21 protein-coding genes are annotated in these 23,828 nt (G+C 47.3%); 7 read left to right on the top strand and 14 right to left on the bottom strand.

All coding sequences use genetic code 11. The annotated features are described in order from the left end of the window. Positions 1-36: 36 nt before the first annotated feature. The 4 genes from AC0VZ8_RS16750 to AC0VZ8_RS16735 all read right to left on the bottom strand — a co-directional run bounded on the left by AC0VZ8_RS16750 (position 37) and on the right by AC0VZ8_RS16735 (position 7,497). The gene (locus tag AC0VZ8_RS16750; protein ID WP_475483728.1) at positions 37-1,119 is read right to left on the bottom strand and encodes a peptidylprolyl isomerase; all 1,083 of its coding nucleotides are present in this window, start codon (positions 1,117-1,119) and stop codon (positions 37-39) included. Positions 1,120-1,428: 309 nt separating this feature from the next. Then, positions 1,429-2,781 carry an amino acid permease gene (locus AC0VZ8_RS16745; RefSeq protein WP_475483727.1) on the bottom strand — a complete coding sequence of 451 codons (1,353 nt, stop codon included), beginning with the start codon at positions 2,779-2,781 and terminating at the stop codon, positions 1,429-1,431. Between the two features lie 260 nt (positions 2,782-3,041). Beyond that, positions 3,042-5,363: a glycosyl hydrolase family 8 gene (locus AC0VZ8_RS16740; protein ID WP_475487619.1), complete on the bottom strand. Its 2,322-nt coding sequence runs from the start codon at positions 5,361-5,363 to the stop codon at positions 3,042-3,044. After that, complete coding sequence (locus AC0VZ8_RS16735; RefSeq protein WP_475487618.1) at positions 5,314-7,497, bottom strand: fibronectin type III domain-containing protein; 2,184 nt, start codon at positions 7,495-7,497, stop codon at positions 5,314-5,316. The genes AC0VZ8_RS16740 and AC0VZ8_RS16735 overlap by 50 nt, the downstream gene beginning before the upstream one ends. Positions 7,498-7,723: 226 nt before the next feature. Between AC0VZ8_RS16735 and AC0VZ8_RS16730 the strand changes: the two genes are divergently transcribed. Beyond that, positions 7,724-8,569: a helix-turn-helix domain-containing protein gene (locus tag AC0VZ8_RS16730; RefSeq protein WP_475487701.1), complete on the top strand. Its 846-nt coding sequence runs from the start codon at positions 7,724-7,726 to the stop codon at positions 8,567-8,569. A gap of 260 nt (positions 8,570-8,829) precedes the next feature. On the opposite strand, the gene AC0VZ8_RS16725 is transcribed toward AC0VZ8_RS16730, so the two are convergent. From AC0VZ8_RS16725 to AC0VZ8_RS16710, 4 genes are all read right to left on the bottom strand, one after another. Beyond that, complete coding sequence (locus AC0VZ8_RS16725; protein WP_475487700.1) at positions 8,830-9,540, bottom strand: lipase family protein; 711 nt, start codon at positions 9,538-9,540, stop codon at positions 8,830-8,832. Positions 9,541-9,673: 133 nt separating this feature from the next. Next, a complete protein-coding gene (locus AC0VZ8_RS16720) occupies positions 9,674-10,054 on the bottom strand; it encodes a c-type cytochrome (RefSeq protein WP_475487617.1) in 381 nt (126 codons plus the stop codon). 32 nt (positions 10,055-10,086) lie between these two features. Then, positions 10,087-11,799, bottom strand: a complete 1,713-nt coding sequence (locus AC0VZ8_RS16715; protein WP_475487616.1) for a GMC family oxidoreductase — start codon at positions 11,797-11,799, stop codon at positions 10,087-10,089. A gap of 30 nt (positions 11,800-11,829) precedes the next feature. Beyond that, on the bottom strand, positions 11,830-12,591 hold the full coding sequence (locus AC0VZ8_RS16710) for a gluconate 2-dehydrogenase subunit 3 family protein (protein ID WP_475487615.1): 762 nt from the start codon (positions 12,589-12,591) through the stop codon (positions 11,830-11,832). Positions 12,592-12,716: 125 nt separating this feature from the next. On the opposite strand from AC0VZ8_RS16710, the gene AC0VZ8_RS16705 reads away from it, so the two are divergent. The 3 genes from AC0VZ8_RS16705 to tatC are packed head-to-tail and all read left to right on the top strand — an operon-like array spanning position 12,717 to position 14,343. Then, the gene (locus AC0VZ8_RS16705; RefSeq protein WP_475487614.1) at positions 12,717-13,400 is read left to right on the top strand and encodes a hypothetical protein; all 684 of its coding nucleotides are present in this window, start codon (positions 12,717-12,719) and stop codon (positions 13,398-13,400) included. Between the two features lie 17 nt (positions 13,401-13,417). Continuing rightward, positions 13,418-13,603, top strand: coding sequence for a twin-arginine translocase TatA/TatE family subunit (tatA, locus tag AC0VZ8_RS16700; RefSeq protein WP_071221680.1), 186 nt, complete (start codon positions 13,418-13,420; stop codon positions 13,601-13,603). After that, entirely contained in the window at positions 13,600-14,343 is a 744-nt protein-coding gene (tatC, locus tag AC0VZ8_RS16695; RefSeq protein ID WP_475487613.1) for a twin-arginine translocase subunit TatC, read from the top strand. Before tatA ends, tatC begins: the two co-directional genes overlap by 4 nt. 100 nt (positions 14,344-14,443) lie before the next feature. Here the strand turns inward: tatC and AC0VZ8_RS16690 are convergent, their stop codons facing one another. The 3 genes from AC0VZ8_RS16690 to AC0VZ8_RS16680 all read right to left on the bottom strand — a co-directional run bounded on the left by AC0VZ8_RS16690 (position 14,444) and on the right by AC0VZ8_RS16680 (position 17,449). After that, positions 14,444-15,238 (bottom strand): SDR family NAD(P)-dependent oxidoreductase, encoded by a 795-nt coding sequence (locus tag AC0VZ8_RS16690; protein ID WP_475487612.1) that lies wholly within the window; start codon positions 15,236-15,238, stop codon positions 14,444-14,446. 142 nt (positions 15,239-15,380) lie between these two features. Then, the gene (locus tag AC0VZ8_RS16685) at positions 15,381-16,436 is read right to left on the bottom strand and encodes a helix-turn-helix domain-containing protein (RefSeq protein ID WP_475487611.1); all 1,056 of its coding nucleotides are present in this window, start codon (positions 16,434-16,436) and stop codon (positions 15,381-15,383) included. A 461-nt stretch (positions 16,437-16,897) separates the two neighbouring features. Next, entirely contained in the window at positions 16,898-17,449 is a 552-nt protein-coding gene (locus tag AC0VZ8_RS16680; protein ID WP_475487610.1) for a GNAT family N-acetyltransferase, read from the bottom strand. Between the two features lie 212 nt (positions 17,450-17,661). Here AC0VZ8_RS16680 and AC0VZ8_RS16675 point away from each other — a divergent pair, with 212 nt between their 5' ends. Genes AC0VZ8_RS16675 through AC0VZ8_RS16665 form a run of 3 tightly spaced genes read left to right on the top strand, consistent with a single transcriptional unit; the run spans position 17,662 to position 21,638 of the window. Continuing rightward, positions 17,662-19,260 carry a spore germination protein gene (locus AC0VZ8_RS16675; RefSeq protein ID WP_475487609.1) on the top strand — a complete coding sequence of 533 codons (1,599 nt, stop codon included), beginning with the start codon at positions 17,662-17,664 and terminating at the stop codon, positions 19,258-19,260. A gap of 34 nt (positions 19,261-19,294) precedes the next feature. Then, positions 19,295-20,512, top strand: a complete 1,218-nt coding sequence (locus AC0VZ8_RS16670) for a Ger(x)C family spore germination protein (RefSeq protein ID WP_260067203.1) — start codon at positions 19,295-19,297, stop codon at positions 20,510-20,512. Positions 20,513-20,546: 34 nt separating this feature from the next. Next, positions 20,547-21,638, top strand: a complete 1,092-nt coding sequence (locus tag AC0VZ8_RS16665) for a GerAB/ArcD/ProY family transporter (RefSeq protein WP_260067204.1) — start codon at positions 20,547-20,549, stop codon at positions 21,636-21,638. A 155-nt stretch (positions 21,639-21,793) separates the two neighbouring features. Here AC0VZ8_RS16665 and AC0VZ8_RS16660 read toward each other — a convergent pair whose 3' ends face one another. From AC0VZ8_RS16660 to AC0VZ8_RS16650, 3 genes are read right to left on the bottom strand one after another with little or no spacing between them, the layout of a single operon-like run. Beyond that, a complete protein-coding gene (locus AC0VZ8_RS16660; RefSeq protein ID WP_260067205.1) occupies positions 21,794-22,510 on the bottom strand; it encodes a hypothetical protein in 717 nt (238 codons plus the stop codon). Then, positions 22,507-23,382 carry an ATP-binding cassette domain-containing protein gene (locus AC0VZ8_RS16655; RefSeq protein ID WP_260067206.1) on the bottom strand — a complete coding sequence of 292 codons (876 nt, stop codon included), beginning with the start codon at positions 23,380-23,382 and terminating at the stop codon, positions 22,507-22,509. Before AC0VZ8_RS16655 ends, AC0VZ8_RS16660 begins: the two co-directional genes overlap by 4 nt. Then, the gene (locus tag AC0VZ8_RS16650) at positions 23,379-23,750 is read right to left on the bottom strand and encodes a GntR family transcriptional regulator (RefSeq protein WP_216531529.1); all 372 of its coding nucleotides are present in this window, start codon (positions 23,748-23,750) and stop codon (positions 23,379-23,381) included. Before AC0VZ8_RS16650 ends, AC0VZ8_RS16655 begins: the two co-directional genes overlap by 4 nt. Positions 23,751-23,828: the final 78 nt, after the last annotated feature.

Here is a 23,828-nt window from a genome sequence, read left to right as displayed (position 1 = left end):
CCTTTCATTTTGATTTATGTAATGCCAAATCGGCGGTTACATCTGGAATTTTCTGTACAGCTCCTCATTCAATACAATCTGCGCATTTGTTATCCGCTCACCTATGTACTCCTCGTATTTGTTATCGATATAGTCCTTTAACACTTGTTCTCTTATTCCGTCAAATGCCAGAAACTTGGTTCCCCTCTGATCTTTCTCCACGCATTGGATGAGATAGAAGCGGCCGTTCTCTTCAATAATTTCGCTAACCTCTCCTGGATGAAGGTCGGCAGCAGCTTGAGCTACCGGACTTCTGGCGTTGTGCCTGTGGCTATCCAGGTTGTATAACTGCTCCGTAATCTGGCTATCTTGATTGATGTCCTTTGCTGCTTGCTCAAATGAAATTCCGGATGAGATTTTCTGCCTAGCAGTCTCCAATTTCCTTTTCTCCCGAGTTTTGCGAAGAGTATCGACATTCCGATTGGCATCAAGAAAAGATAACGATAGTTGTCGCACCTTCACCGTAGCGGGCGCATGATACAACCGTCCCTTATTCGCCTCATAAAACGTGATCAGCTGTTGTTCATTCGGAATCCAGTCATGCTCCATTAGATGGTTTTTGACCGCTAAAGCCGTGTTTCCCATCACATATTCAAAATAGGTTTCCTCGGTATATTGGGCGGGTCCGAAAACAACCTGATTTTTCTTGATTGCTTGCTGCCTTCTCTCGTTTTCAAGCATGAGATTTTGTACAAAACCGTCGTAACTGATATCGGAGAGCACGCCCTGCTCTTTAGCAAGGATCTGTCGAATTTTAAGATGGATGCTGTCTTCGAGTGCCTTCTTTTTGATCAACTCAAGCGGAGTTTCATCTCCGTAAGGTGTGGACCAAAAATCGGCAGACTGCGCAGCATCATATTTTTCATGGAAATACTTGATAATTTCAGCTCGATTGGCACGAATAGCTCTTTGAAATTCGCTTACATGAATCTCTTCTCCGTCAACTATCGCGATATAAGTGTCCTCTTGATGCGTTTGTGAAAATTCAGGCTTTGCGATCAAAAAGACAGTCACGATGAACAAAATTAAGATTCCGGCTGTGTACAGCCATTTCAGACTGCAAAATTTCTGTACCATCATACCCATCAGCACCCTCGTCATTAGCATTTTTTAATGAACACGCTCCACCTAGGCAATCCAATTTATGTATAATTCATTATAATTTCCATAAGAAAGCGCTATCAATTACTCCTTTTTTACATTCCTTTTTCCTTTCACTTTCTTTACTTGTTCTCACACATATAAAAAGACGACAGAGGATTGATCCTCTGCCGCCTTCTCTTGGTATATTCCGTTTTCTTGATTGCAGCAATGCGGCTCGCAACCGGATCATGATACCTTTTCATGCTTGTCCGATTACCGTGAAGTTGAAGCACAACATCCGCTCCGTTATCCGGTTCTGTTGCCTTTTTTGAATTTCATGATGGACCAGGCAACCAATAGCAGCAGGACGGACAAACATACGCTGATGCTGACCCGGTTCTGCCCGTCTATCAAAAACAGGACAGCGATCACAGACAGGCAGAGCGCAGTTACCCCGGTTATATAGGGGAACCCCCATACCTTAAAGCTGGGCTGCACCGGATAAGCTTTGCGAAGCTTCAGCTGCGAGAAGCAAATGCAGATCCACACGAGTACAACGACAAAACCCGGCACCGCCATCAGAACCCGAAACAGCTGGTCTTGGGCAATCAATCCAAGCAAGGAACCGGCTAATAGTATGATCGCGCAGAGTTTCAGCGTATTAAGCGGAATGCCTTTGCTCGTGGTCCTGGCCAGGCTCCGTGGAGCCTCACCGGCAGCTGCCATGGAATAGATCATGCGCGTCGCACCATAGATACCGGAGTTGGCTGCCGACAGCACAGCCGTTACCAAAATAAAATTCATAATGTGGGCTGTTCCCTGCAATCCCGTAGCGGACAACACTTGAACGAAAGGACTTGCCTCTCCCCCGAGCTGATTCCACGGAATCAATCCGCATATGATCAGAATCGGCAGCGTAAAGAACAAAATCACCCGCAAAATAAAATTGCGCACGACTTTCGGCAGGATTTTCTCCGCATTCTCAGTCTCGGTTAATGTGAGACCGATCAGCTCGGAGCCGCCATACGAAAAGGTAACAACAAGCAGAGCCGAGAATATGGCGAACCATCCGTTTGGTAAAAAACCACCGTGAGCGGTGAAATTTTGAAGGTATGGGGTGTCTGAACTCGGAATAATGCCAAACATCAGAAAACTTCCCAGCACAATAAAACTAATAATCATGGCGATTTTGATCCCGGCAAGCCAGAATTCCACTTCGCCAAAGCTTCCAACACTCATCATATTAATTAAAATAATGAGCGCAGCACTTGCTAGGCTGAGCAGCCACAGCGGAACCTCCGGAAACCAGTATTGCAAAAAGCTGCCTGCCGCGATCACTTCAATCACGCATACCGACAGCCACATGAAACAATACATCCAGCCCATGACAAAAGAAACCCGTTTTCCAAAGGCTTCCCGTACAAAGTCTTTCATGTTCCGACCCGGATACACCGTAGCCATTTCCGTCATTGCTCCCATAACCACCAGAAGCAGAAGTCCTGCAAAGATATAAGAGAAAATTACGCCCGGACCCGCGAGACTGATCGTCTCGGAACTTCCTTTAAATATCCCGGTGCCGATTACACCGCCCATCGCCATAAAGCTGATATGCCTTGGCCTCAATTTCTTCTGTAATGAAACTTCATCTTGTTTTGCCATTAACATATCCCCCTGATGACTTTCAAATTAACCTATTGATAAGTATAACCTTTTCTGCTAAGGAAACAACTTATGAAATTCGTAAAGTTAAGAAGGAAGCATGATAATTCTAATGCCTATTATTCCTTAATAACGGTTAACAGGTTGTTTTCAAGAGCGGACAATAAAGAGCCCGGGTGGCCCCAGGCTCTTTATTGTCCGCTAGCTTTTGCGATTAATACGAGTACAGTGCTTTTGGGATGGTCATCATCGCATTACATTCATGGCTTCCCCGTCGAGACGATTCTGACATTGCTAATTTTAGACCTGTTACCTGAGGTATCGTACGCAACGATAAAATATTGATACGTTGTATTCGGCATCAAGCCGCTATCCTTATAATCCGTCGTATTCGACACGCCAATGACGGTATTATTCCGATAAACCTTATACTCTGCAATTCCCGCATTATCGAATGAAGGCGTCCATTTCAGTTCAACGGATGAATCGGATACGGCTACCGCTTCTTCGATGGTTGGCTGGATTGGCGCTTCGGTGTCTGCGATGGTCGGTGACCACCAGTTACCCGAAACGACAATCATGCTTAGGAGACGAAGCGTATTTCCAAAATAAACGTCATCGTTCGTAGAAATGGAGGCATTGTGGTCCCATAATCGGTTGAGCCACTGCTGATTCGCCGGATTGATCATGGCGCTGACCATCATCGGCGCAGAAAATGAGGTATCCGTATAATCCACCAGTGCTTTTGACCCGTCCAGCTTGTAGCCGCCATATATTTTGCCCGGATCATTCCCGGTCACTTGGCGAATCCATGACGTCATTTTATTTAGCTGCTCTTTCGCACGGGTTTCCCCGGTCATAAGAGCATCCGTGCCGAGCCGCCAAGGAATGCGCGAAGAGTTATAACTGAAATCTCCGTCTGTTTCAGACTCCAGGAATTCCGGTTCTGCCGGTGCATAGCTGCCGTTTTTCTTCTCCACAAAGTCGGGCAGCAGCCCCGCATTCGGACTGTATTTTTTGTATACCTCTTCGCTAATGGAATAGGTCTTGTCGATGACCCGGTCCCAATTGGCGTCTCCGCTCGCGTTTTTGAAGTCCTTCAAATGCTGAAGCATAAAATCGGAAGGACGCGTAGCGCTGCCATACTTAGCATCGTCGTCGCTCACCCAATCAGCAAGCTTCAACGTCCACTCGGCGTGATTAACATCGCTCTTCATGATCGCATCGATTACTTTTTTAGCTTCGGCCAAGTAATTGATCTCACCGTCGCTTCCCCACTGGCGATCCGCAAGGAGCAAAGCGTAGGCGATATCCATATCACCATCTGTGGCCGAATCAACACCGCCGACATTTACGACGGCCTGACCTGTGTCACCCTGCTTCCAAGCCATGAGCTCCGGGTTGATCTTGCTCGGATGTGCTCTGAAATATCGATATAATCCGTCAAAATAAGCCTTGGCCTTAGGATCATGACCCGCCATATGTGCGGTGATCAGCATCCCGTATCCATGCGCTTCCGAAACGGTCATGGGTTGATAATTAACCTTCAGCTCCTCGTCATACTCCTCTTGAAACCAGTCCCCGTCGGCATACCACACGTAGTACTGATCCGGCTCGGAAGATTGAAGGTACGGCTTCTTTTTCAAGTATTTCTGCTTCCATTCATCATACAGCCGGGCAACGGTTTCATCCAGCTGCGCTTGTTGCACATGATTCGGCTTGATCGAGCCGGAGCTGTAAGCCGTATGCTGCGGGAACGGTTTGTAAGGCCCGGTGCCTTGTGAAGAAGTCATCGTTTTCAAGCGAATTTCTGCAGACGGCAGTGATTCGACGCCTCCTGAGGTGACGGCCGTCACCTTGTACCGATATTCCGTGTCGGGCGTCAGCCCGGTATCAGCAAATGTTATTTCCTTGGTTGTTCCAACGTGACGATCGTTGCGGTAAATATGATACCGATCCGGCGCCTTGCCGGAAGGCGCTCTCCAGATCAGGTCGATTTGAAAAGGTGACACCCCTTTACCCGCTAAACCATCCACAGCAGATGGAGGTTCATTCCCCTCGGCATGATCCGATGTGCTTATCGTGACTGGACTGGAATTGTCTCTTCTGCCAACGGACTTGATCACCAGATTATATTGGATATCCGGATTCAATTTGTCGATAACGACGCTGTACTCCGACGTTCCCGACTTCACTGGCACATAAAGGCTCCAATGCTTGCTGATCTTGTCATCCTGTTCATAAATTCGGAATCCTCTTACCTGCTCATTACTTGAGGAAGGAGCCTTCCAGGTCAACGTAGCTTTGGTACCTTGGAGCTTAACCTGTGCTCCCTCTACCGGATTCGGTTTGGTGTCTGTTCGTTTAATACCGTAATGATCGTATACCTTGAGCCCATTTTTTCCGTATCCGCTCTTTCCTTCATCTTCAATAGCAGCCGTATAGGCATCGAATTTCAGAATTTGATCTGAAACCGACACATCCGTAAACATTTTTTTCTTCGGCTGGTTGTTAATCGCTGCGAAGTAGTCGTCATACGGTTCGTTCTTGTAATAGAATTTGTTTCCAAACGCGTTGGACATCAGATACACCGTTCCTTGAGGATTGACGACATTGCCAGCTTCGTCTTTTTCCAGTTTTTTTCGGATCGATGACCTTGTCCCCATACATTTGGAAGGAACGCATGTACATATGATCGTGAGCCTCGAACACCATATCGATGCCAAGCTCGTCAAAAACCGGAATCAGATTTTTCCGGTAAAATTCAACGCGATCCCCTTCCCATTGCGCGGAATTATCGCCGGCTGCATAAGGCGCTTTATGAAGCGTGACGAACTTCCACTTCTTGTCGGTCTTCGCCACCGTGTTTCTCATCCAATCAATCTGATTCCAAAATTGTTCGTGCTGATCGTCGTCCCAATCGACGGAGCCGTCTTCATTCAGCTTGCCGTCAAACTGCGAGTTGTACACCATGTAAAGCGCGTCGCCGTATTCAAAAGAATAAACCGAGCCGTCATGAGTCGCATCCACCACTTTCCGCGGCAGATTGAAATGGTTGTAAAAGTTATTATTCGGCGTCGTGGCATCCCCGTCCCAATCCGATACTTCGTGTCCGCCCAGTACGGGTACAAATGGCACTTTCATCAGATGCTCCTGCGCGAGTCCGAGCATCCACTGCCACTGCTCCTCCAAGTCGCCATTATCGACCAGATCGCCGGCATTGATCAGAAATTTGGGGTTGCCCATATGTTCGTAGGCTTTCTTGAAGGTATCCGCCCATGGTTCAAAGCCTGATTTGCTTGAGGCCTGAGAGTCGGCTCCCACGATAAATCGATATGGCTGCGGTGTTGCCGTATCGGTTGTGAACGATCCAACGGAGCTCCATATTGAACCGTCGCCTACCCGGAATACATAATCGGTTCCCGGCTTTAATCCATCCGCGCTTGCTTTATGGCTGAAAAACTTTTTCTTCTTTCCGGTCGTTCTGTCGCTCTTGGTCATATACGTCGAAATTTCCTCCGAGGAGCCGGTGAATTCAAGAAATCCCTCTTTCGGAAACAGGTTTCCGGTTCCCGTTGATTCGGCAACCTGGACTTTCGTTGCGGCCGACGTATCCGTGTACCAGGCGAAAGCCATGCTCGTTTTTGGATCGCCGTTCAAGGTCATGTTAATAAGTTTCGGCTGAGAGACGGCTCCTACAGTCGTAAAGCTCCACTCGATATTTCGTAGCAGAGGGGAGCCGTCTTTTCCTTGGACCGCGGTTTGGGGTATGGTAACCCTGTAGCTCTTCCCTTGACCTAATCCGCCATGCCCAATGCGTAAGGTCGTTTGGTTTATAACTTCGACGGCAAGGCCTGGAACAGGCTGATTCTGGCCATCCCGTACCGTGATCTCCTGTTTGGCCGTTACCGTGATTGGTTTGTTGAACTTAACCTCAATCGGCGTTGTCACGGCTACCTTTTCGCCACCTTGTTCCGGCACATAGGATAAGTCGATGGTAGGCTGTTCAGGCGTAGTTCCGGATATCGGCTCCCCGGTTACGCGAATGTTCCGAATTTTACTGGAACCTCCTGATCCAATGCCATTCGGATTATCTTTGGGGTTGGTTGGCTTATTGGAGTTAACCACCCAGCGGATATACAGCATTTGCTTATCGTCTGCATTCGGCAGGGGGAGGTTGCGGAGTATGCAGGATTGATTCGGACAATTGTAACTTGAAACGATATTCATCTGTACAGTGCCTCCCGGAACGTCTGTCCATACCGTTCGGTCGGTGCTTACCTGTACTTTGAAATCGTTCGGCGCGGAACCCGAAGAGCTTTGCTCCGAGGATAGTTTGATATTCTTGTAGGCTGACGTAGGAACCGTGGCCAACCAATATTTCTTGCCCTGGCCATTGTCCCAGCCCTGATAGCTGATGTCTTGGGCTTTACTATCGTAGTATTCAAAATATCCTCCGACCTGCTGGAGGATGGAGGAAGCCTTGTTGATCCCTCCGGTTGCAGGATGGATGCCTCCTTCTCCCTTGTTCTTGAAGACCCATTCGGCGATTACGGCTTCGGCCGCTTTCCCCGGTCCATCAGAGGCTAGCTCGGGCTTGGACGTCACGGAGCCGGCATGAGAATTTGCCGGCAATGTCCAGGGGATCAACAATAATGCTAAAAACAATAAGAACATTCGCTTTGCATTCCGTCCTCTTTTCTTCTTGATTCGCATGCTTTGCAACCCCTTTCCCGTTCAGTATGAACGGTTTGGCTTGGGGATTCGATATGAACCCCGCCTTCTTGAATATATCCCATGTTTTCTTGGGATTCTCGCGGAATCTTATTTAAAAAGGGCCATTTTCAACATATCCTGCTGTTATTTTGATTAACAATTCAACAGGCTTCGGGTACAATGAGGACATCATGACCTAGCCGGATTTCGTGTGAGGTGATTTGACATCAACTTTTTTTGCTCCGATCCCTTTTATATCAGTCGAGAGAGCAAATCCCGATCGAGTATTCCTTCATTCCACTATCACGACGCTTATGAAATTCTGTACATTGTCTCGGGCGAGCTGCATTATTGTATTGGGAGCCAGCCGTTTCAGCTCGTGGGCGGTTCTATGCTGCTCATTCGCAAGAACGAGGGACACCGTCTGATCAATCCTAACGGTGCCCCATTCGAAAGAGTAACCCTGCTCTTTCAAGAAGAGTTTTTAGGCGGGTTGTTGACCGAGGATTCGTCTTTTCATCCCCTCTCCCCTTTCCAAGCAGGTTCCGGTTCCATCCGGTTAAAGGGTCAGGAGCAGGGGTATGTCGAAGGGCTTTTTGCGAAGATGGCCATCGAATCGGCTAACGAATCTCCAGAGTCGAATTTCTATCTCAAAATCCTGTTGTCCGAGCTTTTGGTGTTCATCCACCGTATTCTGAACAGCGGTCGCCAATACATAACTATCGCTACCAACCAGGTTCATCAACGAATCTCCCATATCGCCCACTTTATCAATCACCATTACGATCAGCGCCTCACTTTAGAGGAACTCACCAGCCGATTCCATGTAAGTCCCTCCCATCTTAGCCGAACCTTCAAGGAATCGACGGGGTTTACCCTGATCGAGTACGTGAATCACGTACGGATCAAGCAAGCGTGTCATTTGTTGAAAGAATCCAATATGCAAGTTTCGGATATCGCCGAAAGCGTCGGCTTCGAGAATTCAACCCATTTCGGGCGCACGTTTAAAACCATAATCGGTCTCTCTCCCCTGAAATTCCGTAAAAATCATCAGACGAATATACAGCTGTAAACATCGTTCTGATCGAGGATGAAATGTGGGCGCATAGGCGAGCACTGACGCTTGTCCGGAATCGATTCGTCGTCTCCGCTACACCGTGCATATTCCTTACTTTTAGACGCAAAGAAACCGTTCTTTTGTAAAATGGAGGTGCGACCCAGACCATTAACAAAGGAACGGTTACTTTTTGTACATTGATTACACATGGACCAACTCAATCTGCCAGTGGATGCTTGCACATTTTAGTTTACATAATATTTATTACGTAATGCTTATTTTTCAGGGTGCAATTCATGGATTTTGGATATAAGATCAACTGAATTGGTATGGAATGCTTCGTTAGAATCCGTCCAGCCCGATTTCAGAAAATAAGAGGCATGAAACCGCCATCCTTGATGATCCGGATTAAAATCCAGTTGAATCTCACGCCCCGGCCTTCCACGGTACACCCTGGAACCCGGCTTGCGCCAACTGCCAATTCTAGTGATCCTGTCCGGATTCTGACCCGTGATATATGTAAACCGGTCATTGTAAGGAATATCCTTCAAATAAAACCTTGGACATCCTACAGCAAACACATGGATTTCCCGATAATCAAACTTCTCCTCCAAATAAAGCCCTGTCTTATAAGCGATCACGCCTCCGGCGCTGTGCCCGATCAGGATCAGCTGCTCCGCATCTGCTGCATGCTCATGGATGGTTTGTCCTGCATCCATAACCCGCTGAGACTGCTCTCGAACCAAGTCATAGCCAACTTGCGTAAGCTGCCGGGCCAGTAGACGGACTAACGAGGAACCCGATATGCCGTTCGCCATTCCGTACGGAAAGATCATCAAGATTTTGGCATTCGGATATCTTCGGGCAACCTCGCTTGCAGCATCTTCAAAATTATTTCGATAGGTCAGGACACCGGCAAAAAAGCAAACCACCGTCCGGCACTGTATCGAACATGTGCTATAGGAGGATACGAACGTCTCTGTCATAAACTTCACAGCCCACCTCCAAAAGTGTACCATTCTTACCGCTGTAACCATGTGAGAAAACCCCCATGACCACAACGCGATTTATATCTGCATTGTAGCATGAGGGTCCTCATACTTTCATATCCTGTTCGCCTTATTTTTTGGCAGCCAACCATTGGGACAGCACATTAATTTCGTCTTCCGTCAGCCTGCCTTGGAATGCCGGCATTCCATTGCGCCCATTTGAAATAATACCCGCAATTTCGCTGGCGTCATATTTGGACCCTACGTTTTGCAGGCTTGGGAAATTCCCGCCCCCGGCCAAATCTGTTGCATGGCAAGCCATGCAGTTGGCATTGTACAGCGTCATGGCTTGATCATTGGTCGCATCCCCGCCGGTTGCTCCTTCTTCTGGTGCTTGTCCTCCGTTTTCTGTAGGCGCCGGAGCCGGATCTGCTCCATCATTACCACCACATGCCACCACAGCAAGAGCAAAAGTCAATAGCAATACTAACAGTAACCCTTTTCTGAACATGGTTGAAACTGCCTCCTTTTGTAAAATGCAAGCTATACTAACAGCCCGCCCTTTTTGCTGTATTCCAGAATTCCATCCACTGTGCGATAGGCAAGAGCCCCGACCGTCCCGGTCGGATTATAGCCGCTATTATGCGGGAAAGCGGATGCGCCTACCACAAACAAGTTTTCCATATCCCACATTTGCATGTAGTTGTTGACGGCCGAATTGCCAGGGTTCTCTCCCATAATCACCCCGCCGGTATTATGAGTCGATTGGTATGTCGTAATTTCGTAAGGTCCCAGTTCCTTCAATTTCATGATATTCTGGCCTCCCATCTCCTGCACGATCTCCGCGCAGCGATCGGAAAGATACCTGGCCAATTGGCGGTCCTGCTCTTCGAAATCAAACGTGATTCGAATCAACGGGTCGCCGAATGCGTCCTTATAGGTGGGGTCCAAATCCAGGTAGTGATGCCGATAAGGCATCGAAGAACCTTGAGAACCTACGGACAGTACGCTGTTGGCATACTTCAAGGAATTCGCCTTAAACTCTTTGCCCCAACGCGGTGATTCCTCCGGAACAGGATTGTTTTGAATAGGTCGTTGGCCGGTTACCGTATGGGCAATGTTCCCCCCATGAATGAACTTCAGGTCCGAGTGATCGAAATTGTCGCCGTTAAAATCGTCCAAGCTCATCCCTAGGCTTCCTGCACCGGCAAACAGATTGAATTTGTCCTCAAAAAATCCGGCGGCATTCCCCTTGATGACCTGATAGGCATAGTTCTTGCCAATCACGCCCGTCCCGCTGGACGAGTCGTATGGTTTGCCGATTTTCGAGAGAAGCATCAAACGGGTATTGTTAAATACATATCCCGTCGAGACTACGATATCGGCCGGCTGTTCGATTTCCTCACCGGTCGTTAAGTCCGTGTACATGACGCCCGTTGCCTTACCGCCCTTATGCAGAATTCTACGAACATAGGAATGGGTGCGGATTTCGAACTTTCCGGTTTTTTTCGCAACAGGTATCACGGTAACGACAGGATCCGCTTTCGCCCCATATTCGCAGCCAAACCGCTCGCAGTATCCACAATACTGGCAAGCTGCTCGCGAAATGCCATCCGGGTTCGTATAGCTTTCCGACAGATTGGCTGAAGGAACCGTATACGGATTAAGTTTCAGGTTTTTCGCAGCATCCGCAAACATCTTCATAGATGGCGTGTGGAGCATAGGCGGTGTAGGGTAAGGATTCGAACGTTTTCCTGCCAAGGGGTTTTCCTCGCCGGAGATGCCGGTCGTCTTCTCGAACTTATCAAAGAACGGCTCGAGTTGATCGTAGGTAATGCCCCAGTCCTGGATCGTCATTTCCGGCGGTATTTTATCTTTCCCATATCGTTCTTCCGTCATGCTCCGGATTTTAAAATCGTAGGGAAGGAAACGGAACGTTTGCCCGTTCCAATGCACGCCGGCGCCTCCGAGCCCCTCCCCTAACAGGAACGAACCATACTGCCTCATCGGAAGCGCACGTATTTTTTCGGTGCTCCGAAAAGTAATCGTTTCTTTGGAGAGGTCCTGCATCAAATCGTACCGAAGCGCGTAACGGAGCTCATCATGAGCCATGTAATAGTCTTCCGTTACCCTTTCTTTACCTCTTTCCAAACCAACAACGGATAATCCCTTCTTGGTCAATTCCGAAGCGATAATCCCGCCAGCCCAGCCGACGCCGATAATGACAACATCCGTTTTCGGTAATTTTTTGGCCATATCTGTACTCCTTTCGCTATATATGAGCGGTTATAGGTGATCCTTTAAGCTCTTCGGTGGGATCACGGTGAAATCTTTATCAATGATATTGGTATAAGCCATTTGGTTACCCGGATACTGACGCATCACCCAGCCCTGCATGTTTTTGTTACCGCCATACAGCGGATCACTGTAGACCCCTTCCAATGTGCTGCTGCGGAGCAGGTTAAAGAACCCGCTGGCCGAGATCGTTGTTAATTTGACCTCATCGTTCTGAAAGGCAGTTAACACGGCATCCTGCTCCTCCGGTGACAGGCTAGGGAAATCTTTCTGATACTTCTTTTGACTGTAGTTCTGAATCTCGCGCAGACCAATGTAGAATATCTCCCGTCGCCTTAATCGGCCCTGATAACCTTGCGTTTTCTCTCCAACATAGAATGGGGGCTGCATATAATCTCTTGCATTGAACCCCCAATCACCGGCCAGCTGGTGGTCGATGAAGAATGCAGCGCCCAGCTCTTTGGCGCCCGGACCGTTCTCATCCGCAGGAAAAATACGCTCTACGGCTGCTTCCGTGATCCTGTATTGCTCCTGGTTAAAGAACATTAATGCTTGGTTGTAGTTGTTATCATTCTGTTCAGGCGCCGGTGCTGCAGGCGGGGTTTCCCGCTTCGGCAAAAGATATCCGAGTACACCGCCCAGCACGACACCTCCCACGGCATAACCGGAGTTTCTCAGAAACTTCCGTCGTGTCATCGTCTGCGAGCCGTCAGGCTTCGATGGTTTGGTTAGTTGTTCGTCTTGTTCGCTCAAACTCTCAGCACCCCTACTCTTCTTCATTTTTGAATAATGGGTATTGTCCCCATCAAAATTTCATTCATACATTATTCTCCATCCGGGCATGATAAAATTACTAACCGATATGGAGGCGAATGCTCATGAATCAATTGTGGAGCAGGTGGAAAGGTCCGATTATGGGCTCGGCACTGCTTCTATCTTTAACAGCGTGCTTAAATCAAAACGACGACAATCAACAAAACGCGCAATCCTTGGAGCAGCATAATGCCGATGCCGTTCACTTGCACAGCACCGACGTGATCCCTAGCTATCATGGACCGAAAACCGAAACAACCAATGTCCATGGCAATACCACAAGCGGTATGGGCATGTCCGTGTACAGCATGATCGGCTCGTCCAGCCTGCATGAAGGCGGTGTCTCTTCCCATGTCCAGTCAAGACTTGCAGGTCTGGGCATTGATGGAGTGAAAGCTTTTGTCCTCAATGACACGATTATTCTGGCACGTGCAGAATCACGCGTTTCTTCTAACCACTATGACAACATGCAGCAAAAGGTGTTAAGTCAGACGGAAGGAATGTCGGGCAAAGGCGAGCCGGATGAAGGAGTAAGCGGGGCAAAGACAGCGGATAACGATAATATGTCGCAAGCCAAAGAGCAAGTGAAGAACATGTTTAATGAAGAAGTGCAAATTCTGACGGTAACGAATCCTCAAGCTCCTGCGCTGATCGACCGAATTGCCTCGAAGCTGCATGATGCGCCGCGTGACGAGTCGATCGCCAGAGATATTAGTGAGCTGCTGCATATGGCATCGGATAAAAAATAAGTAAAGGAGTTGATCATATGCCTCTGGGAAACATCGGAGTGACAGGGCTGATCCTCATTCTGTTGATCGCCTTGATTATTTTCGGTCCTTCGAAGCTGCCTGAACTGGGCCGTGCATTCGGTCGAACACTGAGCGAGTTCAAAAACTCAACGCGTGAACTGGTTTCGAGTGAAGATATCCATGATGGAGATAAATTGAAATGACCCAGCAAGAGCAGGGACAAGAACAGGAGCAGCATATAATAGAGCACTTAACAGAGCTCCGCAAGCGGATTCTCATCACATTGGGCACCTTTTTGGTAGCCCTTTGTGCCGCTTTTCTATATGTTGAACCGCTGTATGAAATGCTGACTCGCGACGTGGAGGGGCAGCTTCAGATACTGGGACCAACGGACGTGATTTGGGTATACTTCATGATTGCAGGCGTTATAGCTCTTGCGGTGACGATGCCTGTTGCCGGATTTCAGGTATGGCGATTCGTTGTACCCGGCTTGAGTACCATTGAGCGGCGTGCTTCACTGGCGTATATCCCCGCAATCGGAGCCCTTTTTCTATTGGGTTTGGCCTTTGGCTACTTTGTCATTTATCCCATGGTCCTGTCCTTCCTGGATTCGCTATCGCACCATTTCATAACAGCATATACCGCCGAGAGATACTTCCGTTTTATGGTGCATATGACCGTACCGTTTGGTGTGCTGTTCGAAATGCCCGTCGTTATCATGTTCTTGACCTCGATTGGCATCCTGAATCCGCTCCGCTTAGCTAAAATGCGGAAAATCTCCTATTTGCTGCTGACGATTGCAGCCGTAACCATTACACCGCCGGATATCGTGTCGGACATCCTCGTCATTGTGCCCCTGTTCCTTTTATATGAGATCAGCGTTGGATTGTCTCGAATTGTATATCAGAAAAGACGGACCAGGCTGGAATTAATAGGTGAATAATAACCAGCTTCGGATCAGGGCCGCTGCATATGAATACTAAAAAAGCTTGGAGATCTCTTTTAGATCCCAAGCTTTTAATATATAAGCTGATATATATAAGTTAGAAAATCGTAGGCACCATTCCCCCATCCATACGGATTGGTGAACCTTTAAACGCGGATGCATAAGGACTGCACAGGAATGCAGCCAGTCTACCGATTTCGATCGGTCTAATAAATCGTTGAATTTCAGATTGTGGCAGGTTTGTACTCATGAAAGCTTTCTCTTTTTCCGCAAAGGTCATATCTTCATTGGCGTATATTCCCTCGATAATATGCTGCACGTTCTCGGAGAGAGTCGGGCCGGGCAAAATCGTATTGACTGTTACTTCAGTACCTTTCGTTAATTTGGACAAGCTTTTTGCCAAGGATAACAGCATGGATTTTGTCATGGCATACTGCGGCATTTGTCCAGAAGGCATAAGGGCTTCTTCACTCGCCATGAAGATAATACGTCCAAAATCGTTCTTTAGCATGCCGGGCAAATAAAATTGGGTTAATCCGTTGGCTGCAAGCACATTCGTACGGAAGTAGGTATCCCAAACTTCATCGTTAACATCCTCGTACTGCATGATTTCGTATATCCCCATATTGTTAACCAGAATATCCACGTGAGGGTATTTTTCAAATATAGCCTCTCTTTGCCCGATATCCACCAAATCGGCGGTCGCATTCTGAGGGTTTGTATTCGGGAAATCCGACTTGATTTCATCAACGGTTCGTTGTACCTCTTCATCATTTCGTCCGTTGATGAGAACATGGACACCTTCTCTGGCAAGTTCAATCGCGATAGCCTTGCCTATCCCTTTCGTAGATCCTGTAACCAACGCTGTTTTATTGTTTAATCCCATATCCATAATGTAAACATATCTCCTTTGTGCTCTGGATAGTGTACATATTACCTTGTATGGGTAGCTGGGTAACTAGCATATCGCGCCAATGTTCTAGTACAACACGCCAATTGCAAATGAAAAAGTAACCTGCGCTAAGTTGTGAATGCTATGAATCCATGGTCAGCATTTCCTGTCGGTGTTCGGATAGCGAAGGACTACTGAAATGTTCAGTGCGCCAACGTGATGGAGTATCTCCTTCCCAAAGACGGAAAGCACGGTAGAACGAGTTCTGGTCTTCATATCCAATTAAAAAGGCAACTTCTTTGATATCGAGCGAGGGGTCTGCCAAGTACTCGATGGCCTGCTCATGTCTTGCTTGTGTCAACAATTGCTTGAAGCTTGCATTTGCATCCGTCAGCCTGCGCTGTAACGTACGATCACTCATATTGAGCTCCTTCGCCACTGACTGAATGTCAGGGCGCCCTCCTGTGAGACTGCGTTTCATGATCCATTTGACCAGGTCAGTAATGGAGCGGTTGCTCTGTAGCTCATCAAGCGAACGATCCAGAGCGGGAGTCAGAATCTCCAGCAATTCTTCGTTATACGAGATAAAAGGGCGATCCAGATCTCTTCGATAGAGCGTTAATCGGTTACGGTTTGCGCCCATCCGGATGCGACAGCCAAAATAAGCTTCAAGTGCTTGTACATCGCCCATAGGCTGGGAGAATTCAACCAATTGCGCGGTCAGCGGTCGACCTGTGCCCCGTCGTCCAAGCTCCAAAAGACATGCCAGTGTAATACCAACGAGCAGTGCCGGACCAGATTGCTCGCCTGGATTCAGCCATTCCAGCTCGATGCTACAGCTTTCCCCCTCCTCGGTGATAAGCAAGCCTTCGGGTGGACATAGTTGCTTATACCGAGCCATTCGGTTTAAAGCATCCCGATAGTCACGAGCGTGGTAAGGCGCTAAGACGGTCGGCGGGTACTTCGCCGTTTCAAAGACGGTCGCAAGCTGGATGATGCTTTGGGCAGTGTCCCCCATGAGATCGGAATAGGCCTGCCAGATCGCGAAATATTGGGCGGTAGTAACTGTAGGTTCCGTTATGATGGTAAGCGGTAATTGTGCTTTGCGAGCTACGTCGTCAGCCGAAATCCCTAATTGATGTATTCCTTCCCATAATCCCGGCGGGATTTTAATTCGGTCAGAAGTATAAGGCTTCATAATATAGGCTCCTTTGACTGCTGTTTATGATAATTTTAGAACGGCCGCATATTGTTATCCTTTAATAGAAGGAAATCCTCATGCTTGACTCCCTGCATACGATAGCTTGCTGAGACAGCATTCGAAAACGTTATTATACCGCAAAATCATGACTATTGCAGACAATATAAGTGCTATGGTCGTTTTTCCCTTTTTCATCCGTTTTCTCCTCCCTCACTAAAGTGTAGAAGGGGAGCTTCAAGATTAACTTTGAAAGCAGTGGCCGATCAAGCAAATGTCAGCCATCAGGCACTTATTTAGATTCTGCTGGTTGGGCTGAGCCCCATGAAATTTCGTTTCTCGTCACATTTCATTAAGAAAAAGAAGCTCCTTTTAAAATAGCAAAAAAAGAAGTCGCCGATAATGGCAACTTCTTGTACCTGTGTAATTTTGTTCTGTTGATATAAAGCATATACGAATAACTATGGCAGTTGCCGATATTCTTCCTCCAGGATCGACATCACAATCATATCATGGAACGTTCCGTCCCAACATATCGAGTCCCGCAGAGTACCCTCCCGTTTAAAACCAAGCTTTTCATAAACATGTATAGCCCGAGGATTAAACGCATACACACCTAACTCGATTCGGTGCATACGTAAAATCTCGAAACCATGACGCAGCATGAGCTTCATGGCCTCCGTGCCATATCCTTTATTGCTGTGATTACCTGAAATCGATATGCGGATATTGCAGCTGCGGTTGTTGAGGTCGATTTCGTTCAGGACCACTTCACCAATTAAACTGTCCGTTTCCTTCTCCGCAATCATCATATCCAGGCGATCCTCATGGGCGTATCCGATTTTATGAATCCAGGCGGCAATCGAATCCTTGGTAAACGCCTGCTGCGTTCCCGTTAATCGGTTAGATTCGGCATCCTGCAATAATCCGAAATAGGCATCAAATTCATCTTCCCTTACGGGACGGAGCACAATGCGGTCCCCTTCGATCCGTGTTTCAAGCTTATTTTTCACTGCCCTAAGCCTCCAAGCCATTCATCCTTTTATTAGCGAGATATCAGCTAATTATAAGGTACCACCGATTCGTCGATCTGTCAGTCTACAAAACATTTATAGATAAACTAACCTGCCTCCAAATATGGATGAAGTCTTCACCTTGCAAAGAATATTAAACCCGAAATAGGGAACTTTAGATCGTATGAATCTTGTCAAAGCGAGCTGATCCCATGCCCTTTTTTAAACGAACAAAGCGAACCCATTCGAAAACGGCACTCCTTCATCATAACGAGCAAACGGAACAACCCGCCGAATCCTCTCGTCTCTCCGACCGCTTGGATCAGAATTTACATAGAATCAGAGAACAAACCGGCCACAGTCGGGATATCATTATTCGGACTCTAAGTCATATGTTCGGAAGCGATTACACCTTGGCCGTCATTTATATCGATGGACTGGTTGATACGCTCACCATCAATCACTCGATCATGGATTCCTTAACCTCTAAGGATTACGATGAAAAGCTGCATGCCTCTGACCCTGCAGAAATCTTGTCCATCATCAAAAACCGTTTCTTAACCATAGGCAGCATTAGCGATTTGGAGCATATGGAATCCCTGATCTCCGCCATGCTTGAAGGCAATACTGTGATTCTCATAGACGGTTCATCCCAAGGCATTATCGCCAGTTCTATCGGCGGAGAGGAACGCGGTGTAGAAGAACCCCAATCTCAGACCGTCGTTCGCGGTCCGAAGGAAGGATTCACCGAGAATATCCGTACGAATACGGCCTTAATCCGTCGTAAAATTAAAAGCCCCGACCTCTGGATCGTGGACCGCAAGATTGGCCGCGTCACCCAAACGGATGTTGCCGTTATGTATTTGAATGGCATCGCCAATGATAAGATCGTGCAAGAAATATTGAATCGTTTAGACCAGATCGATACCGACAGCATCCTGGAGAGCGGGTATATCGAAGAGTTTATACAAGATACAACGTTCACCCCCTTCCCTACCATTACTAATACGGAGCGCCCGGATGCTATCGCTGGTGCGATTCTGGAAGGGAAAGTTGCCGTTTTGGTTGATGGGACACCGTTTGTGTTGATCGCCCCCATCACCATCTTCAAACTGTTTCAATCGAGTGAAGACTACTACCAAAAGTTCGATATCGCGACCTTTTTGCGGCTGTTGCGCATCATTTCCTTTATGGTATCGATGCTTCTCCCTTCACTTTATATTGCAATCTCCACGTTTCATCAAGAAATGCTGCCAACGACCTTGCTGATCAGCCTTGCAGCACAGCGGGAAGGCATCCCTTTTCCCGCCGTTGTCGAAGCCTTGGCTATGGAAATTACGTTCGAAGTATTAAGGGAAGCCGGTGTTCGTATGCCAAGAGCGATGGGCTCCGCGATCTCCATCGTAGGCGCGTTGGTTCTGGGTCAAGCTGCTGTACAGGCCGGCTTAGTGTCTGCTGCCATGGTTATCATCGTTGCATTTACCGCCATTGCAAGCTTTGTTGCGCCTTCTGTGAGCATAGCCAACTCCGCCAGACTGCTCCGTTTTGGTTTTATGATATTGGCGGCAACTTTAGGGCTCTTTGGAATTATGGCAGGATTAATCGCCATGCTGATCCACCTATCCGGCTTGCGATCATTCGGTTTGCCATATCTTACTCCGTTCGCTCCATTTATCCCATCAGACCAAAAAGACGTTCTGGTCCGTGTTCCATGGTGGGCCATGCTGACAAGACCGACCCTTATCAACCGTACTAACGCGAAACGGCAAAAAATGAACCAGCGTCCATCGCCTTCCGATGGCAAGAAATAATATATAACTGGTATAACTCGGAGGTGAAGAACAGATGAACCGGAAGCTGAATCTCCTGATTCTCATGTTGGCTGCCTCACTGCTGCTCAATGGTTGCTGGGATAGTCAAGAGTTAAACTCGCTTAGTATTGTATCGGCGACGTCCATAGACCGCAGCGAGGACGAATGGGTCATCTCCTTCCAAGTCGTCATTCCGCAGTCCATCGCCACCCAGACCGGCGGCGGAGCCGGGGGAAGCCAATCTCCGATCACCATCTTCTCCACCAGGGGCAAGACCATTCGCGAAGCGATGCAGAACGCGAATTTAGAAGCGCCGCGTGCGCTGTTTTTTGCCCATAACTCCGTACTGATTATCAATGAACAAGTCGTTCGGAATGAAGGCGTACGGCAAATCCTTGATTTTTTCCTCCGTCCGGTGGAAAGTCGGGAAACGATGTCGGTTCTCCTGACCAAGGATAAAGCCTCCAATCTATTGGAAGTGCTCATTCCATTAGAGAAAATAACAGGAAACGCGATTCAACGGGTCATTACCCAAGGACAAGAAAATCTGTCCCAAGTAAAAAATATTAAATTGATTGATTTTGCATCGATGGTCGCCAATCCCTACAAAAGCGCCATGGCTCCAGAGTTAAGGGTGTCCGGCAACCAAGAGGAACAATCTAACTTGGATGCCTTAAAGTCAACGCGTAATCAAGCGGTACTCAAACTTGGCGATTTGGGCGTATTTCGAGGAGACAAACTGGTGGGATGGATGAAGCGTAAAGAAAGCAGAGGCGTTGCTTGGCTCTCGAACAGCGTCCATAACCTGATCATTGTTACCCCATGCAGCGATCGAGACGCTTCCCGGTTGTCGAGTTACCGAGTCATCCAATCATCGACCCAAGTGGACCCCAAAATGGTCAACGGTTCGGTCAACATGATGATCCATATTCAAACAGTGGGGGCTCTCGATGAAACCAGCTGTACGATGGATTTGACGAACCCGGACGTTATTTCGAAACTCGAGGATACGATTGCCAAGCAGATCAAGGATGAGGTGCTGGCTTCGTGGAAGAGAATGAAGGATTTGAATGTGGACGTGGTTGGTTTCATGGATATGATTCACAGAAAGTATCCTGCTGCCAGCAAACACCTTACAAATTCGGAGAGACCGCTCCAGGAACTGGAACTTAAACTGAATGTAAAAGTCACCGTTGAACACACGAATATGATCAATAAACCCTTCTCGAATTTGATTGAACCCAATAAGTAGAACGCTATCGATACCTATAACAAGGAGGTCCCAAATGGAGAAGATCGGTAAATACCAAATCATTGCCATGACCATCTTGTTTATGATCGGCAGCACCCCTTTGTATGAACTGGGGATTGAAGCTAAACAAGATGCGTGGCTGGTCGTGCTGGTTGCGATGATCACGGGAATGTTACTGCTGTTCATCTATTTATATATCCAGAACCAAAATTCGGAGCATGCTCTTCCCCAAATTTTAAATCAGCACTTCGGCAAATATATCGGTTCCATCATTACTGCAGCCTATATCGTTTATTTTGCGTATGAATCCATGAGGAATACCCGCGAGTTCGCGGACATTATCAATATCTCCTTTCTCCCCAGCACACCGCTGTACTTCCTGATTCTCTTAATGGTGTTGCTGTCCGGTTATGCCGTATGGAAAGGCATTGAGGTATTCTTTCGCGTCACCGAATTCCTGCTTCCTTTCACGTTGATCGGGTATATCCTGATCGTTCTCATGTTCATCGGTTCAAATATCATTCATCTTGAGCGCCTTATGCCCATATTAGAAAACGGAATCCTGCCCGTGCTGCGAGCATCATTGCCGGAGGTGATTAGTTTTCCGTTCGGTCAGATCGTAGTATTTCTCATGTTTTGGAGTCATCTCGAAGACAAGAAAACGCTGTCCAAGGCATCCTTGTCGTCCTATATATTCGTAGGTATCTTTTTATTGATATTCAATATTTTAAATCTTGCGATTCTGGATCCCACCATAACGAGCATATCGACTTTTCCGCTGCTTCGGTCGGTTCGTCTCATTGAAATTGCCGATTTTCTGGAGCGTCTGGACCCGTTAATCATCCTGCTGATCTATATTGGCATATTCGTTAAAATGACCGCATTCTACCTCGGCGCCGTACTCGGTCTTTCCAGCCTGATCAATGTCAGCCATAAAAAAACAACCGTGATCGTGGGTGCTTTCATCTTTACCATTTCGTTCGTCTCTCCGAACTTTATTTATCATATCTGGATCGGGTTTGCTCAAAATTTGAAATACCATTTTCCTATCTTCCAGATCTGGGTCCCTTTGATTCTAGCGTTGATTATTTTAATCAAAAGGTCTCGCTCTTCCAAATCCGGCTGATTGGGAACTCAATACATTACAAGAATTTGTATTGAACCCATGAAAGAAATCCCCTCCAAATAGACTTTGATGCGCCGGGAAACACACTGTCTACTTAAAGGGGAACATATTCGCGTCCTTATTATCCGGATATGTGAACGGGGAGGATGCTGTAGTCACTCTCTCTGTTGTTTCGGTTGCAGTGAAGCATTACGCATCATCGGATAGGTGGTTAACAGCGCTGCCAAACCTGCGATTCCGGCTATCGTGAAACCGGTCATTGCATTCATATTTAATGTCGACAACCATACTATAGGTGCTTCAAGCATTCCCGAGTAGTAAAGAAACATAACTGCGATGGCAATGATCATGATACCGATTAATGTCCTTGTCATGCCCGCACGATACGTTATGCAGTAGATAAAAAAAGCGCCGCCGAACAAGATTAGTCCGACCATGAGATCGATCCATAAGTAAGGCAAAAATTGGTACTCACTGGAATGAAACATCCCCGCATGCGTAATGGATACCGAGCTGACTCCGCGATCGTATAATGTCCATAATATACATTGTAAGAGGTTTAAGACTAGCATATACACAAATACACTTGAAACGCCGATGACATAAAAGCTTTTCAGCATTTGAGTTCGTGTGCCTCCAAGGCTGACAGCAATAGGTAGAAGGCTTTTGAACCCCATGATCCCATAGAACGGGATAAAGAAAAAATACGCGGGGCTTGAAATAGAACTGAGTGTCTTATCCATATCAAAGGATGTCCCGATAATAATCCAGGCTGCGGTTAATGGCAGCGTAATGTACAGCAGAAGCAGCTTCCCCAAGAACCAGCTTGCATCTTCATAGATTAAACGAAACGTGCCGTACGTCGCGCTCATCGTACCCCCTCCTTCACATTATCCGTCATATGAAGCAAATAATCCTGAAGATGCGCTTTCTCCACGGAAATTCCATTACTGCGGCCTAGCTCTCTCCATTCGTCGGAGAACGGGACATCAATCATAACTTTCTTCACGGAACCGATGGTGCTTTCATTTAGGATCTTTTGGTTACCGATTAATTGATTCACTCGTTCGTGTTCACCGGTTATCCAGATCCCCCGTTCCCGCACCTCTTCCATCGGCTCATGTAACAGCAGCTTTCCGTCATGAACAACCACGATGGATTCCAGCAATGGTTGTAATTCCTCGATTTGATGTGTCGACACCATGATCAGGCGAGGAAACGCATCATAGCTATCCAGCAGCCGTTCATAGAACTTTTTTCGCATTCCTGCATCAAGCCCGTTGGTCGGTTCATCCAAGATCGTAACATCCGCCTGGCTGGCCAAACCGATCACAACCTGTAACGCCGTTTTCATCCCGGTCGACAGCTTCTTGGCTTTTTTATGCTGCGGCAGTTTAAACGTTTCCAGCAGCTCTTCTGCCAATTCCTGATTCCAGTTCGGTTTGAAATATTGATAAAACCGCAAGGCATCGCGTATGGTCCAAATATCACTGAATGGATGATCTTCCTGCATGTAACACAAATGTCGTTGGGCTTCCTGGTTATTGTATGGCCGGTGGCCCATAACCTCAATGTTTCCCTGACTAGGAATCTGATGCCCCGCAATCAGTTTCATCAACGTCGTTTTGCCCACACCGTTCCGTCCCCATAATCCCGTAATGACTGGATTTTGTTCAACGTATGACAATTCCTTGATCACGGGAACATCTTCGTAGGAAAAAGATACCTGCTTTAAAGAAATCATAAGTTCCCCTCCTCCTCCACTATGCACTCCATAACCTCCTCGACCGTCATGCCGATTCGCCTCGCCTCTTCCAGCATCGGACGAATATAATACTCCCGATAATGCTTTTGTTTGTCACGCAGCACCTGTTTCCTGGCCCCTTCCTTTACAAACATTCCTATTCCTCTCTGTTTGTAAATGATGTCCAGGTCTACCAAGGCTTGAAGCCCTTTACGCGCAGTAGCACGGTTAATGTTATAAAATCGGGACAACTCGTTCTCAGAAGGGACGCGCTCTCCTTCCTTCACTACACCATCCACAATATCATCCATTATCATTTGAGCGATTTGTTGAAAAATGGGCTGGGATTCATCCAACAAAGCTTTCAAGGTGAAGCCTCCTTTCTGACCGTTATCATCCCCTTAGTTGTTAGGTTGATTACTCGTATAACCAACTGTACAACATGG

The sequence above is a fragment of the Paenibacillus sp. QJM3NY_38 genome (assembly GCF_056173265.1).
This window is presented reverse-complemented; position numbering and strand designations above follow the sequence as displayed.

Bases quoted from the DNA above. Each gene is read 5' to 3' on its own strand.
- AC0VZ8_RS16750 (WP_475483728.1), bottom strand. From the start codon at position 1,119: ATGATGGTACAGAAATTTTGCAGTCTGAAATGGCTGTACACAGCCGGA.
- AC0VZ8_RS16745 (WP_475483727.1), bottom strand. From the start codon at position 2,781: ATGGCAAAACAAGATGAAGTTTCATTACAGAAGAAATTGAGGCCAAGG.
- AC0VZ8_RS16740 (WP_475487619.1), bottom strand. From the start codon at position 5,363: ATGTCCAACGCGTTTGGAAACAAATTCTATTACAAGAACGAACCGTAT.
- AC0VZ8_RS16735 (WP_475487618.1), bottom strand. From the start codon at position 7,497: ATGCGAATCAAGAAGAAAAGAGGACGGAATGCAAAGCGAATGTTCTTA.
- AC0VZ8_RS16725 (WP_475487700.1), bottom strand. From the start codon at position 9,540: ATGACAGAGACGTTCGTATCCTCCTATAGCACATGTTCGATACAGTGC.
- AC0VZ8_RS16720 (WP_475487617.1), bottom strand. From the start codon at position 10,054: ATGTTCAGAAAAGGGTTACTGTTAGTATTGCTATTGACTTTTGCTCTT.
- AC0VZ8_RS16715 (WP_475487616.1), bottom strand. From the start codon at position 11,799: ATGGCCAAAAAATTACCGAAAACGGATGTTGTCATTATCGGCGTCGGC.
- AC0VZ8_RS16705 (WP_475487614.1), top strand. From the start codon at position 12,717: ATGAATCAATTGTGGAGCAGGTGGAAAGGTCCGATTATGGGCTCGGCA.
- tatA (WP_071221680.1), top strand. From the start codon at position 13,418: ATGCCTCTGGGAAACATCGGAGTGACAGGGCTGATCCTCATTCTGTTG.
- tatC (WP_475487613.1), top strand. From the start codon at position 13,600: ATGACCCAGCAAGAGCAGGGACAAGAACAGGAGCAGCATATAATAGAG.
- AC0VZ8_RS16690 (WP_475487612.1), bottom strand. From the start codon at position 15,238: ATGGATATGGGATTAAACAATAAAACAGCGTTGGTTACAGGATCTACG.
- AC0VZ8_RS16685 (WP_475487611.1), bottom strand. From the start codon at position 16,436: ATGAAGCCTTATACTTCTGACCGAATTAAAATCCCGCCGGGATTATGG.
- AC0VZ8_RS16675 (WP_475487609.1), top strand. From the start codon at position 17,662: ATGCCCTTTTTTAAACGAACAAAGCGAACCCATTCGAAAACGGCACTC.
- AC0VZ8_RS16670 (WP_260067203.1), top strand. From the start codon at position 19,295: ATGAACCGGAAGCTGAATCTCCTGATTCTCATGTTGGCTGCCTCACTG.
- AC0VZ8_RS16665 (WP_260067204.1), top strand. From the start codon at position 20,547: ATGGAGAAGATCGGTAAATACCAAATCATTGCCATGACCATCTTGTTT.
- AC0VZ8_RS16660 (WP_260067205.1), bottom strand. From the start codon at position 22,510: ATGAGCGCGACGTACGGCACGTTTCGTTTAATCTATGAAGATGCAAGC.
- AC0VZ8_RS16655 (WP_260067206.1), bottom strand. From the start codon at position 23,382: ATGATTTCTTTAAAGCAGGTATCTTTTTCCTACGAAGATGTTCCCGTG.